This is a genomic window from Acinetobacter sp. SWBY1 (assembly GCF_002946595.1).
In the GTDB taxonomy this organism is placed as follows: domain Bacteria; phylum Pseudomonadota; class Gammaproteobacteria; order Pseudomonadales; family Moraxellaceae; genus Acinetobacter; species Acinetobacter towneri.
In genome coordinates this window covers 1,919,931-1,936,199 of record NZ_CP026616.1, presented here as the reverse complement: position 1 = coordinate 1,936,199, position 16,269 = coordinate 1,919,931, and the positions used below count along the sequence as shown (strand labels likewise).

Annotated in this window: 14 protein-coding genes and 2 pseudogenes; 4 read left to right on the top strand and 12 right to left on the bottom strand. The window is 40.4% G+C overall.

Translation table 11 applies throughout. The annotated features are described in order from the left end of the window. Positions 1 to 126: 126 nt before the first annotated feature. From C3Y93_RS09395 to C3Y93_RS09365, 7 genes and pseudogenes are all read right to left on the bottom strand, one after another. Positions 127 to 543: pseudogene (locus C3Y93_RS09395) on the bottom strand (hypothetical protein); the annotation flags it as partial. A 291-nt stretch (positions 544 to 834) separates the two neighbouring features. Continuing rightward, entirely contained in the window at positions 835 to 1,218 is a 384-nt protein-coding gene (locus C3Y93_RS09390) for a hypothetical protein (protein WP_104853268.1), read from the bottom strand. Between the two features lie 16 nt (positions 1,219 to 1,234). Then, entirely contained in the window at positions 1,235 to 1,414 is a 180-nt protein-coding gene (locus tag C3Y93_RS09385; protein WP_104853267.1) for an EndoU domain-containing protein, read from the bottom strand. A gap of 2 nt (positions 1,415 to 1,416) precedes the next feature. Beyond that, positions 1,417 to 2,154: pseudogene (locus tag C3Y93_RS09380) on the bottom strand (hypothetical protein); the annotation flags it as partial. A gap of 330 nt (positions 2,155 to 2,484) precedes the next feature. Beyond that, a complete protein-coding gene (locus C3Y93_RS09375) occupies positions 2,485 to 3,813 on the bottom strand; it encodes a DUF445 domain-containing protein (RefSeq protein ID WP_104852740.1) in 1,329 nt (442 codons plus the stop codon). Between the two features lie 18 nt (positions 3,814 to 3,831). Beyond that, positions 3,832 to 4,407, bottom strand: a complete 576-nt coding sequence (locus tag C3Y93_RS09370; protein ID WP_104852739.1) for a CC0125/CC1285 family lipoprotein — start codon at positions 4,405 to 4,407, stop codon at positions 3,832 to 3,834. 45 nt (positions 4,408 to 4,452) lie between these two features. Beyond that, positions 4,453 to 4,992 (bottom strand): DUF924 family protein, encoded by a 540-nt coding sequence (locus C3Y93_RS09365; RefSeq protein ID WP_104852738.1) that lies wholly within the window; start codon positions 4,990 to 4,992, stop codon positions 4,453 to 4,455. 318 nt (positions 4,993 to 5,310) lie between these two features. On the opposite strand from C3Y93_RS09365, the gene gshA reads away from it, so the two are divergent. Both gshA and C3Y93_RS09355 read left to right on the top strand, forming a co-directional pair. After that, positions 5,311 to 6,888 carry a glutamate--cysteine ligase gene (gene gshA / locus C3Y93_RS09360; protein ID WP_104852737.1) on the top strand — a complete coding sequence of 526 codons (1,578 nt, stop codon included), beginning with the start codon at positions 5,311 to 5,313 and terminating at the stop codon, positions 6,886 to 6,888. A gap of 18 nt (positions 6,889 to 6,906) precedes the next feature. Then, positions 6,907 to 7,440, top strand: a complete 534-nt coding sequence (locus C3Y93_RS09355; protein ID WP_104852736.1) for a disulfide bond formation protein B — start codon at positions 6,907 to 6,909, stop codon at positions 7,438 to 7,440. A 92-nt stretch (positions 7,441 to 7,532) separates the two neighbouring features. Here the strand turns inward: C3Y93_RS09355 and C3Y93_RS09350 are convergent, their stop codons facing one another. Continuing rightward, complete coding sequence (locus C3Y93_RS09350) at positions 7,533 to 8,864, bottom strand: alpha/beta fold hydrolase (protein WP_104852735.1); 1,332 nt, start codon at positions 8,862 to 8,864, stop codon at positions 7,533 to 7,535. Between the two features lie 308 nt (positions 8,865 to 9,172). On the opposite strand from C3Y93_RS09350, the gene C3Y93_RS09345 reads away from it, so the two are divergent. Together C3Y93_RS09345 and parE are read left to right on the top strand one after the other, a co-directional pair. After that, complete coding sequence (locus C3Y93_RS09345) at positions 9,173 to 9,757, top strand: YqiA/YcfP family alpha/beta fold hydrolase (RefSeq protein ID WP_026438348.1); 585 nt, start codon at positions 9,173 to 9,175, stop codon at positions 9,755 to 9,757. Between the two features lie 14 nt (positions 9,758 to 9,771). Next, on the top strand, positions 9,772 to 11,652 hold the full coding sequence (parE, locus tag C3Y93_RS09340) for a DNA topoisomerase IV subunit B (RefSeq protein ID WP_104852734.1): 1,881 nt from the start codon (positions 9,772 to 9,774) through the stop codon (positions 11,650 to 11,652). A gap of 76 nt (positions 11,653 to 11,728) precedes the next feature. On the opposite strand, the gene C3Y93_RS09335 is transcribed toward parE, so the two are convergent. The 4 genes from C3Y93_RS09335 to C3Y93_RS09320 form a co-directional block, all read right to left on the bottom strand. Further along, positions 11,729 to 12,430 (bottom strand): phospholipase D family protein, encoded by a 702-nt coding sequence (locus C3Y93_RS09335; RefSeq protein WP_004974184.1) that lies wholly within the window; start codon positions 12,428 to 12,430, stop codon positions 11,729 to 11,731. Between the two features lie 137 nt (positions 12,431 to 12,567). Next, entirely contained in the window at positions 12,568 to 13,983 is a 1,416-nt protein-coding gene (locus C3Y93_RS09330; RefSeq protein ID WP_104852733.1) for an SLC13 family permease, read from the bottom strand. Positions 13,984 to 14,160: 177 nt separating this feature from the next. Next, on the bottom strand, positions 14,161 to 14,943 hold the full coding sequence (locus C3Y93_RS09325; protein ID WP_104852732.1) for a sulfite exporter TauE/SafE family protein: 783 nt from the start codon (positions 14,941 to 14,943) through the stop codon (positions 14,161 to 14,163). Between the two features lie 172 nt (positions 14,944 to 15,115). Beyond that, on the bottom strand, positions 15,116 to 15,853 hold the full coding sequence (locus C3Y93_RS09320; RefSeq protein WP_104852731.1) for an outer membrane protein OmpK: 738 nt from the start codon (positions 15,851 to 15,853) through the stop codon (positions 15,116 to 15,118). Between the last annotated feature and the right edge of the window lie 416 nt (positions 15,854 to 16,269).

The following is a 16,269-nucleotide window of genomic DNA, read 5'->3' as shown; positions in this document are numbered from 1 at the left end:
GATCTTCAAAGTTAAGATGATGGTATGACAATTTTATATACTCCATAAACCCTTTAAATTAATTAGGTGGTTTATGTCGCACTTCAAGTTTTACTCTGCCTAGATATTATAAATTGAGATACTAAATTAAATTTCTTCAAATAACTCTTGGGCAAGCTTTCGAGCTAAATCGTCTTTTTCTTTATTTAACTCAGGCAAATTTATAGCATACTGAATTGCTTCACGACCTGAAATTGCTATAGGCCCATAGTCGTCATAATCTTCTCCAGTGTAGGCATTGTAAGCTCTGAAGTCATCTTGAGTAAAATCAACATCACAATGTTGTGCTATATAGATGTATAGCCATGCTTCTTCATCAGTTTTGAACATTTTTTCGTAAAGAAAATATTCAATTGCATCAATATCACCACGATTACACAAGTATAGAACTTGTTTATAGACTGTTTCTGTATCGGCATCCCAATTAATTTCATCTAGATTTAGTGGTGAGTTTTGATTATAAGATTCAAAATATTCAGCTTGTTTTATATATTCTTCATACTGAGTGCATATTCCTGCATAAACCTACCACCTATTCCTATTCGTTCCCTACCACTAATTCCTGTTGCAAGTCTGCCACTTAGGGCTTTATTCAACAATAGAATTACAAGAAGAATGAACCTCATAAAAAGGCTCTAGTTCCTTTATTTTTCAAGTCAAGTTCTTATCCGCGATTCGGGTTACTATAGTCAATTTTCAATTAGTTTGGTCGAATATTCGTAGAAAAAACCGAGCTAAAGTTAACTCGGTTTTAGATAGCACAGGCTTATTTACCCACTCAAATTTTATTAAAAATTATATTTCCAAATAAATATAATTTTCCAAATCTGGGGATGATTTATTAAAATCAACCCATGCATTTAAAATTTCCATAAAACAATCTAAAGATAAATAAACATAGTATTCATCGTCATAGAGTGAATATAGCTTAACTCTACCATCAACATATTCACTCCCCCAAGCATCACGATCCCATATTGTAGAATTACAACTATTTCCACCTTCCTTAAATATTTCAACCCCTTTTTCTAGCCATGCGATTGAATTTATTCCTGCATCATCAGTTAATACACCATGCAAACAATTAATGGTCTTTTCATCTACACATTTAATTTCAACTGCAGGCATTAATTTATGTTGTTCTACACCATCAAAATACCAATAAAACTTTATCTTCATATATCGCTCCAATCTTCTATTGCATCGGCGGTTTTGGATAAACAGTAGTTTTAGGTTGTAAATAACCAGTAACTTCAACCCCACTTGGTGTTTTTCCTTGCCACATATTAGGTTTATTAGGAACAGGCTGACGATTCTTATAGGCAGCATCTACCTCAACCTTAAGCCTATCAGCAGACCAACTATCTGGGAACATAGTTGAAACACCACCTTATTTTTCTTAGTTTCGTCAGAATGGATATATTTTTGTTTATTGTTGTCCCATTGGCTTCCAAAATTTGAGCCAGAACGACCATAAGGTGCAATCTGATTAGCTAAATATCGGTAATAAGATCCGATTAAAGCATGAGCATCTACATTGTTTCGTTCTTTTGCATAAGAAAGTATTTTTTCGAAATGTTCTTCTATTTGTGAAAACTCAATATACTCGTCTTCAAATTCTAGATCAGTTACAGGCCCATTTTCAAAATTGATATAGCTTAACCCTTCTCTTAAGCTTCTAAAGTTAATGGCTTCTAAATTTAGCCATAAAAGTTCTCGATAGATAGTTTTAGAAATTGATAAATAAAGTTCTTCTGAAATATCGATTTTCAAGAGATTCTTAAGTTTTATGATAATTTCTGTAATATGCTCGAGTAATGAACGGCCTTCATAATCGTCCCAATGCAGTTCATCTTCGTTATAATTTGAATAATCTGTTTTAGGGGGATTGTTCAATATTTCTAAAGTTAGAGCATCAATTAATTCATGTTGATAATAATCTTCAGAATCATCGTATTCAGATCCGAGTAAAAGGTTTTGAGCAATAAATGCGTTGTAAGTTTTATAGCCTTGATCTAATGCTATTAATTCATAAATATGTGAACGACCAATCTTAACAGCATGTTGTTCTTGAACTTTTTTAGATAATTGAAATGCGAATTCTTGAATAGACATAATTTTCTCTATCTTCAACTCTAAACTCTTATTCAAAGAATTTTTTGGTGTCTTAAGACTTTTAGCAACGCATGTTTAAATGCTAAGAACCAAACGAGTTGATACTTAAGAAAATTAAATTTCAGACATAATTTGATGACTATAAATTTATAGTTTAAATCCCTTTTCTACTCATGCGTAAGTATGGTAGGCGACCTTATTTTTAAGATAATAAATTTTGCCTAAATTTACAACCCGAAAAATAGAAAATAACAAAGTTTAGCTGCCATTAACTCAGCAACCAGATCGTTTGCTCAAGCCAAAGTAATGGGGTGAAATAAAAGACTCGCCTCAAATCAACTCCACCAATGCCCGAATAACCCCCAATCCTAGACCAATAAATGCACCTACGACCACACCATTGACTCGAATCATGTGTAAATCACCACCCACTTCGTTTTCAATTTTGCCAATCATTTCGCGTGAGTCCCATTCATGAATACGCTCACTAATAAAACGAATCACTTTTTCACTATATTGATCAGACAAATTCACCGCAATCGTACTCATTTTTTCATTCAGTAACTGACGTACTGCGGTATTGGCAATAATATTTTCACCGACTTGCTGAATTGCAACACGCAGGTTTTGCGCAATTCCTGAATCAGGTTTTTGTAAATCTTCCTTAATCGCATTGCAGAGAATGACCACGGCACCACTGATAAAACTCAAGACTTGTGGGCTGTCTAACAGGGCATTTTTAGTGTCATTTAGGCGCAGACTGGCACTGCTGTTGTTATCTGCCAGTTGTAACATGAGTTGCTGCCCAGCCTCTTCAATTTTTTGTCGCCAAGGATGTTCAGGGTCTGCCAGCATGGATTCGACCCGTTGCAGTAAAGAATCTATAGTGCGTTGCTGCACATCAATTCCAATCCAGCTCGCACCTTTGGCCAGTTTCCACACGCCAAGTTCTTTAAATAATTGACGGGTCAATTCACGGCTTTTTTCAGGATGTTTCAGCATCCAGTCATGGGCAAGGTCTAAACCGTGTTGCAGCACATCCTGATGGAAGTCATTTTCCAAAACCGCACGCAGCATTTCACTGGCCAAGTGGTTGACCTGAGTATTGCGAACCCATTGCACACTGTTGCTTTGAATAAAGCGCCCAATTTGTTCTTGCCCGACAAATTCAAAAATTTTCGGTACAGTTTGCTGAATGACTTGGGTCACTTGCGCATTATTTTGCGGATTCGCCAACCATTTACCCACGGCTAAGGATAAGTCAGTGCTATGCAGGCTTTTTTGTACCACTTGGGGCGATAAAAAGTTTTCCTGCACAAAGCGCCCCATCGACTCGGCAATACGGTCTTTGTTGCGTGGAATAATTTCGGTGTGATCACGTAAGAATTTAGGAATTGGCATTTTGCCAAAAGGATTGCGAAACAGCACCGTAATCGCATACCAGTCTGCTAGCCCACCCACCACGCCTGCTTCGGCAGACAGCATTAGAATGTGAATCAACCACGTATATTCAGGCAGTAATTTTGCGGTCAGCATTAATGCCAGCCATGCCAGCACGGCAATCACTAAAGCAATGGTGGCAAAGCGTTTACTGCGTTGCAGGCTCGGAGAGCTATGCTGCGAGCTGCTCGCAAAAGTGTGGTCAGACGCTGTATTCATGCAGGCATCCTTATCTCATTAGGGCGCGGCAGGGGCAGAGGTTGGTGGGGGTAATGGTTGTCCTGTGGGACTTAAACCATATTTTGCCCCCAGTGATTGTAAAATTAGGCTCGCATCAAAGGCATCTTCAGGTGCAGATTTTTGATCTTTAAAACACTGAATGGTGTAAGACACTTGAGTCGGATCGAGGGTCACCACTTGCGGCATATCATAGAATGGGTCAGGCCAGAATGGTGCGCGACGATGATAATATCCATACGGCGAATAGCTATACGGATAGTAACTTGGTGCAGGGTAAACCACGGCTTGTCTAGGTGGTTTCTGGCTACGGTTACTCGGATCATCTAAAACTTTAAAAAAGCGAAAACCGTGTTGCAGCGTGGTTTGTGCTGCTTTCACCAAAGTAATTTCTTCTGCAGTGCCAAAACTCATGTTATGACCCGCTAAAAAACTAATCCGATAGGTTTGCGCATTCAGTGGTGTGGTGCTGTATTGCCCCAACTGCTCAAAGCTGAGCGGTTTAGAGGATGTCGTGGCACAGCCTGTAAACAGCAAACTGCTGGCAAGGGCAAGACCGAGTAGGGAATATTTCATGTGAAAGCTCCTGTACACATCAACCAGCCAAGACAAGCTCGCCAGTTAGAAACTGCTATTGGGTTGGGTTAAAAACTCAAGTTCTTCTGCACTCGAAGGACGTCCCAACACCTGATTCCGATGTGGATAACGTCCAAAACGGTCAATAATCACTTTATGTTTCAGTTCATAGCCCAACACGGTGGGGTCATTCAAACTTTCAAACAACGTTAATGCGACTTCGTGAATATGTTTGGATTCACTGTGCATAAACGGCATATATAGAAAACGACGTTCGGTTGGGTTTAAGTCCTGATCCAATTTTAAGTGAATCATTTCTTGTGCCAACACCAAGGCCATTCCATCTTGGGCAAAGGCACGCGAGTCATTACGGTATAAATTACGTGATAATTGATCTAAAACAATGATTTCAGCCAAACGACCTGCAGGTGTTTCGCGCCATGTCCATAATTCTCCTTGTGCCGCTTGTTGCAGTACATCGGTAAATTTTTCTGCGAGCAGGGCATCAAATTCTGCGCTTTTGACAAACCAGTTCGGTTCTGCAGCAGGAGAAAACCAAAAATCTAAAAAATCTTGATAATTCATACGCTTTATTATTTACCTCTGTTCTTTTGATTATAAAATCACAAATTTAGCATGTCTTATAGTGCAACTTTGTGATAAAAAATTGCCAAATTAAAATTTATTGACGTTGACCACTTTATAAAATGTCAGCATGCCCCAAAATCATCATTTTGTTAGAAAAAACAGCCCAAGCGCATGTGCTGATGCCAAATCAAGTTATACTTGAACGGTAGCAATTTCATCTCAGATCATCTGCATGATAGAGAAAATTGCCACCGACCCAAAATCAGCCTGTGGTTTATGTCGTATTTGTAGTGTATTGGATTAAGCGAGAGTGTAATGAGTCAACCCGAACCAAATGCGCAAGATGTTCTACCAACATGGGTAGACGCTGCGTTGCTTCAAGGGATGTTGCGCGGGATTGAACGCGAAAGTCTGCGTATGCAAAGCGATGGCTTCTTGTCGCAGCAAGCACATCCTCAAGCCTTGGGTTCGGCACTCATACATCCGCATATTACTACGGACTATTCCGAAGCGTTGATGGAGTTCATTACTCCACCGCAAAGCAGCATTCAACACGCGCTTGATTATTTGCGAGATATTCATAGCGTGGTGCATCAGCACTTAGGCGAAGGTGAAAAACTTTGGCCGCTGTCGATGCCATGTATGCTTGATGAAACCGATGACGGTATTCCACTGGCGCAATATGGCAGCTCCAATATTGGGCGCTTTAAAACTTTGTATCGCCGTGGTTTAGGTGTGCGCTATGGTCGCCGTATGCAGACTATTTCAGGGGTGCATTATAATTTATCCTTCCCTGAACATTTATTTGCCGCCTTGCAACAACATGAAAGTGATGAGCAGCTCAAAGCACTGAGTTTGCAAGATTATCGTAGTCATCGTTATTTAGGTTTAATTCGTAACTTTATTCGTTTAACACCATTGGTGATGTTTTTAGTCGGTGCAAGTCCATCGGTTTGTCAGTGTTTTATGACGGGGCGTGAACATCATTTGCTGCCGTTGTTAAGAGGCACGTTGTATTTACCGTATGCGACTGCATTGCGTATGGGTAACTTTGGCTATCAAAACTCGGCGCAGAAAAAACTTGGTATTCATTACAATGATTTAACGGGTTATTTGGATGGTTTGCAAAAAGCCGTAAAAACCCCGTACTTGCCATTTAGCCGCTTAGGTTTAGATGATGCCACGGGTGAGCCAATTCAAATTAATGACCATGTGCTGCAAATTGAAAATGAGTACTATAGTTTAGTGCGCCCAAAACAAGTGCCACAAGAGGGTGAAACCCCAGCTCAAGCACTTGCCAATCGTGGTATTGGTTATGTCGAATTACGCGCGGTAGATGTTAATCCGTATAGCCCAATTGGGATAGATGAACATACCGCAGGCTTTTTGGAAGTCTTGGCGCTGTATTGTTTACTGAGCGATAGCCCAGCCTTGTTTGATGCAGAACAAACGATTATTGAGCAAAATCAGGCCGAAGTGGTTAATCGTGGTCGTGCGCCAAATGCACAAATTCAGGAAGGTGAAGTCAAAACTCCAATTGAAGCGTGGGGGCAGCACTATGTCACTGCCATGCAACCTTTGGCTGCTTTACTTGACCAAAGTTATGACACCCAATTGTACTCGAACGCCTTAACACACATGATGGTGCGTTTACATGAGGTAGATGAAACGCTGTCTGCGCACATGATTACAGATACCATTCGTCATGGCGGAACGTGGGGCTTTGGTAGCTATATGGCGCAGCAACATGCGCATGTATATGAACAGCATCAACTCAGCCCAGAAACACAGGCTTATTTTGATGCTGCTGCGCTACAATCAATTCAGCAACAACAACAACTTGAACAAGAACATAGTCTGAGTTTTACAGACTATTTAGCAAAATATCGCTAATCATTCCGAGGCTCGAGCATGCAAATTAGTTATCGTCTGCTAAGTGGTTTTTTATTTTTAGCCAGTGTCGTGGGGATGGCATTTGCATTGTATTTGGAGCATGTGCAAGGTTTGGCACCGTGTCCATTGTGTGTGTTTCAGCGTGTTGGTTTAATTGCCTTGGGTGTAATGTCGTTGATTGCCTTTGTGCATAACCCACGCTCCAATGTGGTCAAACGCATATATGCCTTGTTGGGCAGTATTGGCATTTTATGGTCAGTGGGTGTGGCAGCACGGCATGTATGGTTGCAAAACCTGCCACCCGATCAAGTTCCAAGCTGTGGTCCGGGACTGGATTACTTGGTTGAGGCTTTGCCAATGAAGTCTGTGTTGCAGCAAGTGCTGTCGGGTTCAGGCGAATGTGCGGTAATTGATTGGACGTTCTTGGGGCAGTCTTTACCAGTATGGTCATTGCTGTTTTTTAGTGTGTTGGCCTTGGTCAGTTTATGGCAATTACTGCGTAACTATCCTTTTGTTGCGCCTGCTTCATTTGGCAAAATCAAGAAAAAATAAGTTCAGTCTATCTGGTATTGGATTTAAAAAAGCGCCATCTACAAAACTGAGATGGCGCTTTTTTTATATTTTTAGTTGGTGAGTCTTAAATTTTAAGTCAGGGCAATGCCTTCTAAACTTGACCAATCGCCAATAAATTCATGAATTTGCTGCTCTGGTACTTCTTCATGCGCAGGATAAAACCATTTCACCAATTGCTCTGCCACACTTGGATGATATTGTAACTGAAAGTGGTTCAGACCATAGAACACAGCTTTGTGCGATTCAGGCAGTTTTAATTGAAAACGTGGGTTAGGATGTTCCCCCAAAGCACTTTTTATACTGACTAAATAATCGCCAATGACTTTGCGGGTCAGGTTCTGCTTTTTCTCAAACTCAATGCTGCCTGCCACGAAATAAGCATTAATATGGGTCGGCAAAGGTGCAGGTTTGCGGTTGTCATCGACCTGTCCAATTCGTGCCTGATTATGTTCCCAGTCATCATCTCGCACACTGCCATAGCGCAAATCTAAAATGCCGTTGCTGCGAATGTTGACCAAATGCCCGACAATTTTCACAATAGGAAAGCGACCTAATTTTTCCTGTAAATGGAAACCAAAACGCTCCAAAACAGCCCCATGATGTGGTGAACCCAAGCAGACCAGATTTTCGACCAAGTGAATCCAGTGCTGCAAATTTTGCTTACCGTAAAACAGCGCACTGCGCGACACCAAGCCACCCATGCTGTGCCCAATTAAATCAATACTGGTAATTTGAGGATGACGCTGAATTAAATCATCTAAGGTATTGGCAAGACTGCGGCCATTGGCAGAAATGCGACGCCCTGTATTGTAATTTAGATATAGCATGGTGTTATGGTCACGTTGAGCCAGTAATTTTTCACCAAAGCCACCAAATTGATGTGTAGTCCAATCGAGGTGATTACGGCATAAACCGTGCACAAAAATTACCACACGCCCAGACAAATCGCCCTGTTGAACTTCGCCATAATGGTCATAGAGCACCATGGGTAAGGCGAGCGGATTTTGCTGTTCGAGTAGATAATCTCCCAGTATGCCATTCAGTGCGCCGACTAAAAAATGCAGGCTTGGTGTAAGTGCCTTGTCATGTAAGTTGGGAAATTGTGCAATAATTTTACGTAAACCAGGCGCAATAAAGTGATAGCCGTATTGTTGTAAGCTGTGGAATGTAAACTTATACAACTTTTGAAAAGTCGCAGTTTTTTGAAACTTTTGAGAGCGTTGTTCGCTCATGCCAAATACGCTGAGCAAAACTTCACGCTGAATGGTTTGAATCACTTCGCTCATCACGGCATTCAGGCGCGTGCTGACCAACTGTGCCAAGCCTTCTAAGATATCGGCCTGACTTGGAGGTGTACGGTCCCATCTACAATAGGTTTCATGCAGCGGTGTTAAACTTGGCATACTGTGTTGCCCCTTGTGTTCCCATATACCGAACGCTTTATTTTTACTTGGGTTCGCGGTATAAACTCAAGGGTCTGTTGGCATTTCATGAATTTACAGGACTGTAAATTTTTAGATGAATTGTCACCAAACCCGATACTTTTATTTTATCGTGTTCATCTTGAACTCCTTGTAAAATACCGATGAATGCCAAGATGTTCGCATCTTTTTGTCTAACAATTGCATTTTTCCATGAAAATTAAATTAAAAACGCAAAATAAGTGCTGTATCAGCCAAAAATTGAATGGTGTTACTTAGAAATGTCACGCATGAATTTAATTTATTTACATGGTTTTCAGAGCAGTCCTTTGTCCATGAAAGGGCAGCTATTGTATGCCTATGTGCAGCAGCATCGCCCTGATATTCAGATGCATTTGCCCGATTTAAATGCTCCACCTTTAGCGGTTTTGGCAAACGTATCGGCATTGATTCGACGTTTGCCCAATGTGGCATTGGTGGGCAGCAGTCTAGGCGGCTTTTATGCGACACAACTGGTCGCACAGCATCATGTGCCTGCTGTTGTGATTAACCCTGCTATGCGACCATGGCAATTGTTTCAGGACTTGTTTGGCGATGTGCTGCCCTATGTGGTACATCCGAACTGGAGCTTAACTGCAGCGCAATTGGATGACTTAGCAGACATTGCGTTGCCAGTTGCGCAAGATGCAGACAAAATATTGGTGTTATTGCAACAAGGCGATGAAGTTTTGGATTATCGTGAAGCGCAGCGTTATTATAGTGCTGCCTCACCTTCGGCCATGATCATGACTGAAGCGCACGGCAATCATGCCATGGATGATTTTGCAGACAAAATTCCGATGTTACTGCAATTTTTATCGGATTCCCTAGCTTAAGGAAACAGTACAACGTGTCTCAATATACCGCTCAATCTCTTGAAGTTTTATCTGGTCTAGATCCAGTACGTCGTCGCCCGGGCATGTATACCGACACCACACGTCCGAACCATTTGGCGCAAGAAGTTATTGATAATGCGGTGGATGAAGCACTTGCAGGGCATGCCAATAAAATTACCGTAAAAGTCTATAAAGATGGCTCTTTGTCGGTAGAAGACAATGGCCGTGGTATGCCTGTCGATATTCACCCAGAATACGGGCAAAGCGGGATCGAAATTATTCTGACCAAGCTGCATGCAGGCGGTAAGTTCAGCACCGACAACTACCAATTTTCGGGTGGTTTGCACGGGGTCGGTATTTCTGTAGTGAATGCCTTGTCCAGTCGGGTTGAAGTGACCGTACAGCGTCAGGGCAACCTGTATAAAATGGCTTTTGATCAGGGCGAAGCCGCTGCACCTTTAGAAGTCTTGGAAGGCAAAGCGCCAAAACGTGCTTCGGGTACGTTGGTACATTTCTGGCCTGAAGCTAAATATTTTGATTCGCCTAAATTTGCGCTTAAAGCCTTAAAACACAATTTAAAAGCCAAAGCTGTACTGGCTGCTGGTTTAGAAATTCATTACATTGATGAAATTAACGATGAAGAAATTGTCTGGCAGTTTGAAAATGGTCTAGTCGACTATTTGATGGATGAGTTGGAAGATCGAGAGATTGTACCTGCCCCTGCTTTTGTGGCGACAGGCGAGGCAGAACGTGCCAGTGCCGAATTTGCAATTTGCTGGAATGTAGAAGGCGGCGAGCAAATTCAGGAAAGTTATGTCAACTTGATTCCGACTGCGCAAGGCGGTACGCATGTCAATGGTCTGCGTTCTGGTGTGACCGATGCTTTACGCGAGTTTTGTGAATTACGCAATTTATTGCCGCGCAATTTAAAACTGTCTGCCGAAGATGTCTGGGATGGGGTCAACTACATTTTATCGTTAAAGTTCCAAGAACCGCAGTTTTCAGGGCAAACCAAAGAGCGTTTATCGAGCCGTGAAGCAGCAAGTATTATGCAGAATATCGCCAAAGATGCCTTTGCCTTGTGGTTGAACCAAAACTCTGACATTGCCATGCAACTGGCAGAAATGGCTATTTCCAAAGCAGGTCGTCGTTTAAAAGCGGCGAAAAAAGTAGAACGTAAAAAAATTGTTTCAGGCCCAGCCTTGCCAGGTAAACTGGCCGACTGCGTGGGGCAAACCCGTGAAGAATCGGAACTGTTTATTGTAGAAGGTGATTCTGCAGGGGGGTCTGCCAAACAAGCGCGCGATAAAAACTTTCAGGCGATCATGCCAATTCGCGGAAAAATTTTAAATACGTGGGAAGTATCTTCGGACGAGGTTTTGGCTTCACAGGTAGTACACGATATTGCAATTGCGATTGGGGTTGACCCAGGCAGTGATGACTTGTCTGAATTACGTTACGGCAAGGTTTGTATTTTGGCCGATGCCGACTCAGATGGTTTACACATTGCTACCTTGCTGTGTGCTTTATTCGTGAAACATTTCCCAAGCTTGGTGGAAGATGGGCATTTATACGTCGCCATGCCGCCATTATTCCGTATTGATGACGGTAAAGATGTGCATTATGCGCTAGATGAAGATGAGTTGGAAAATACGCTTAAAAAAGCCAAAACCAAAAATCCGCAAATTACCCGATTTAAAGGTTTGGGTGAAATGAATGCCAGTCAACTACGCGAAACCACGATGGATCCAAATACACGCCGTTTGGTGCAACTTGATTTAGATGACAGTCATTTTACTGCAGGTTTATTAGATAAATTGCTGGCCAAAAAGCGTTCTGCAGACCGTAAAGTATGGTTAGAGCAGAAAGGTAATTTAGCCGATTTGGCGGTTTAAGCTGATTTAATTTAGAAAAAGCATCCATTATTTCAAAAAAGTAATGGATGCTTTTTATTGTAATTTTGATTGGTGTTTATAATTCAATATTTTCAGGCCATAAAAAATATCCACCATATTGACTGGTTTTAAATTCTGCACCTACGTCTTTGCCTTGTTGAGTGAGTATGTGCTTTCCAGCATCATTGATATTTAATAAGCCTTTTTCGGTAAAATGAGCCAACAATTCATTGGTTTTCATTTTATGTTTTGCTGCAAGTTTAGATGATGTTAATTTACCAACATTATTGTCATTGGTTTCTTCAACAGATTCATTGGTTGGTTCGGCTTTCACTTCATCTAAACTAATTCTAACTTCATCACTAATACGAATAATACGTTGTGCTTCTTCATAAGCATCTTTAAAGACATCTTGATCTTCATATTTGCGAATCAAAATGCCCATTTCGTTATTATTAATTTGGCTAAATTCATAAAGATTTAGACTAGAAATAATACATTCAGATTCATTGAGATAGCATTTAGCATGTAAGTTTTTACAAAAACTGAGCCGAACAAAATCAAGTTTTTGCATCCATTTTATTTCATCAGGATGTAAATCACTTTTTCCATAAACGATTCGAATATCAATTTTGAGTCGATCTTTATCTTCAAGTAACTCTTTAATACGGTCATTTAAACGTAAATATGGGCTAATTAAAATTAACCTTTCTTTGGCATTTTTTATCAGTTCTTCTAAGAAAAAATTGGTCGCGCTCGTATTTAAAAACTTAGCCATTTAACCCTCCTCATTGTGTCTAAATTATTATGTCCTGAGTATAGCGAATTTATTTAGGTAATGATTTGATGATTAAAAATATTCTAAAATTGAGGCGAAAAAAATGGAGCATCTTGTGCTCCATTTTTTATTGATCCTTAACTAAAGAACCAATATACAAATAATGAAATAATAAATACGCACATGACGTTCAACACCATGCCCACACTCATCATTTCACTTTGTTTAATTTGACCTGTACCAAATACAATCGCATTTGGTGGCGTTGCCACAGGTAACATAAAGGCACACGATGCACCAATACCAATAATCACCACTAAAATTTCTTTTGGAATACCCATTTGGTCTGCAATTGCAGCAAATACAGGAACCAATAACGCAGCAGACGCTGTATTACTGGTAAATTCAGTTAAGAAAATAATGAAGATGGTCACCGCAAAAATCACTACCAATGGCGAAGTATCACCAAAGGTATTGGCAAGGGTTTGACCCAATACCAAAGATGCGCCTGAATCTTTTAAGATCGCACTTAAGGTTAAACCACCACCGAACAGTAATAACACGCCCCAATCGGTATTGTCAGATACTTGCTTCCACGTTGCAGTACCGAGCATGACCACCAAACATGCAGCAGCTAATGCAGTCCATGTATCGGGTTGGCTAATACCAAAGGTTTCGCTAAGTTTTTTACCAAAAATCCATGCCACTGCAGTACATGCGAATAAAATCATCGTTGCAACACGGGTTTTGGTCCATGGAATGACTTCAGTTTCAAAACGAATTTTCTGGTTTAAATTTGGACGCAATACCAAATATAAGCTGACCAACATGGCTGGCAGTAAAATCAGCACCATTGGTAGACCAATTTTCATCCAGTCAGCAAAGTCATAGTCTAAAGCTTTGGCTGCAATGGCGTTTGGCGGAGAGCCGACCAAAGTACCCAAACCACCTAAACTGGCAGAGTAGGCAATCCCCAATAAAATGAAAATGAAGGTTTTACGTTCTTTAGTGGCATCGAGGTGTGACAACAAGCCCAATGCCAGTGGTAACATCATCGCTGCAGTCGCGGTGTTGGAAATCCACATTGACAGTGCAGCAGTGACCGCAAAAATAGATAAAACCGAAATCCCCAAGTGACCGCCCGACATGGAAATAATCCACATCGCAATTTTACGATCCAGTTTTTGGATATGCAGCGCAGTTGCTAAGGCAAAACCACCAAAGAATAAGAAAATGACAGGGTCTGCAAAAGTTGCTAATGCTTGCTTGGTTGAAATTGGTACAAGTTCTTTGCTGGCATTTTCAAGTGGCATACCTAAAGCCACAGCAAGCACAGGTACTAACAGTGCTGTAATGGTAATGTGTACCGCTTCGGTGAGCCATAAAATACCAATAAAAAGCAACAGACTTAGACCCTTATTGGCGTTTTCATCATAGGGTAAGACGTTATACAAACCGAAAGAGAGCAGGGTCGCAAGAATAACAATGGCCCAAGTCTTGATCAGTTCTTTTCGCTTAATACTGGCTGGCACTTCTATATGGTTATTTTCCATAGAAGTTCGCTCCGTAAAAATGGAATAAAAGGAAAAGTTGGAAGATTGGTCGGTGCAAACGACCGAAGCAGTCTTAACAGACTGTTTTTTAAGCTAGTCTTAATTATAGGTGTAAAAAATTATTTAAGCCAAAAAAAATCTAAATAATTTTCCATTTGTTATGTTCATTTTATTGATTTATATCAACAATGCAGGCTGTTTTGTGATGATGGCTAATCCTTGAGCAATTGCGTAAATAGCCATGAAACTAAGTAAAGTAAAAACAATGTGCTTAAATACAGCCTGAGAAATATTTTTACGAATCAGACTGCCCTCATAAACCATTGCTACAGAAATTAGGCAAATTAGCGCCAAAACCTTAAATTGTGTGCTGCTAAATTGTTGAATTACTGGATATAACACTGCCAGTTGAATGAGTTTAGAGACAATAAAATTAAGATTACTAATCACCACAATATCGGTTTTACTGTGTTGGGTGCTGAGCAAATACATCATTAAAAACGGTGCCATGGCATTGGTGGCTCCACCAATCACACCTGCTAGAAAACCAAAAATCAGCATATTTTTGAGTGAGGCAGAAATTTGCAAAGGACGTTGTCGAAATTGATCGGCCACGTACAATAAAATCAGTACGCCCATTGCCAATTTTAAATAACCTTCGTTCAGAATGAGCAGCAAACTGACGCCCAAATAGCTGCCAATCAGCGCACTGAAGATTAAACCCCAATATTTTTTGCAGTAGCCATATAAACTGCTGAATATAGATTGTGTGGCATCGCCCCGCAGCATGTAGATATTGAGAAGCAAACAGGGAATCAGAACCAAAGCAACCGCAGTACTGAGTGGATATAACATCGCCACCGCAGCCGTACTGAGCATAGGAAAACCAAAACCGCTCATGCCATGCAAAATTGCAGCAATCGCACAAAACAGCAGAATAATGAAATCGGTTTTTTGCATGTGAAGTCACATTGCTTTTTATTTGAAATTTAAAGTAAATGTAGCGGAGTTTTGAGTAAAGTACAAATGAGTCGCATGCTAATTTTATACGCAAATATCAATAGAAAAATTTTAACGACCAATAAAAAAGCAAGACCGAAGTCTTGCTTTTTTGAATAGAGATGAAACTGGCTTAGAAGTGATATTTGACTAATGCGCTAACATTGTGTTCGTCTAAACCTTTAATGGCGTATTTGTTGTTCCAAACAGAATGTTCAATACCCACGTATAGTTTGGTATCAGGTGAAATGTGTTTACCCACATTCCATTTGTACTGAGATGTCCAGTTCAATTCACTTGCATGATTATTTTTTTCAGCCGTAGACCAATCAAGGAAACCATCTACTAAAAAGTCTTCAGCACCGACTTTAAATGGAAGACCGTAAGCAAACGTCATTTGATAATCATCTTGAGAGATATCTTTATCATTATCTGCTTTGTAGAAGTTCAATTGCGCATATTTGAAATATGGAAGCTCAAGATCAAAACCAATACCGTATAGGTAATTGTTAAAGCCTTCACCACCTTCCCAAGTCGTTGCAATCAAAACGTCTTTAATTGGGCCGACTGCCAGTTTTTGGCCTGAAACAGCACCCAAGCTTAAACGTGGTGCAACTTCAAAATAAGTTTCGTTGCCACTTAGATCATTATTGGTACGGTCAGCAAAGGCAAAAAAATCACCGTATTTCAATCCAGCAGCATATTCAGCAGTAATAGTGGTTTGCTCTAAATCATCAACCATGCCAACAGGATGAGCATAATTCTCACCATATAAACCTGTAATGCTAAAATCTTGCCAAACTGGCGCAGCTTGTGTGAATGTGGCAGCAGTAGAGAGAGCGCATAGCGCAGCAATATGTGTAAATTTCATAAAATAAGACCCCAAGAAAAGCGTTTCAAGGATACAGATTCTTAAGCAAAAATAAAGCAAAATTCGATTATTGACGGGTCATTTTTGGGTGTTTTTTATCAGTTTTTGGGTTGAGTGTTTTTTAAACGATTTAAAACCAATGGTCAAAATGCAAAGGCGAATATTGCAGATGTAACTAAACCCTTTAAAAGCATCAAGTTTCTTATTGGCAATAGATTGAACAACGTAGTGCTATCCAAATTGATCGCTTATTGAACATCTAAGCTGAAATTGGTGATAAAAGGGTTATTCTTTTGCTGCTTTTCTATAAATATTGCTTGCATATTTTTTAGATAGGCCCGATATTCAAGGTATAGGGACACAGTTCTGCAGAATTAAAAGTGTTCATCATTCAAACGGGAGGAAGTTATTCCAAA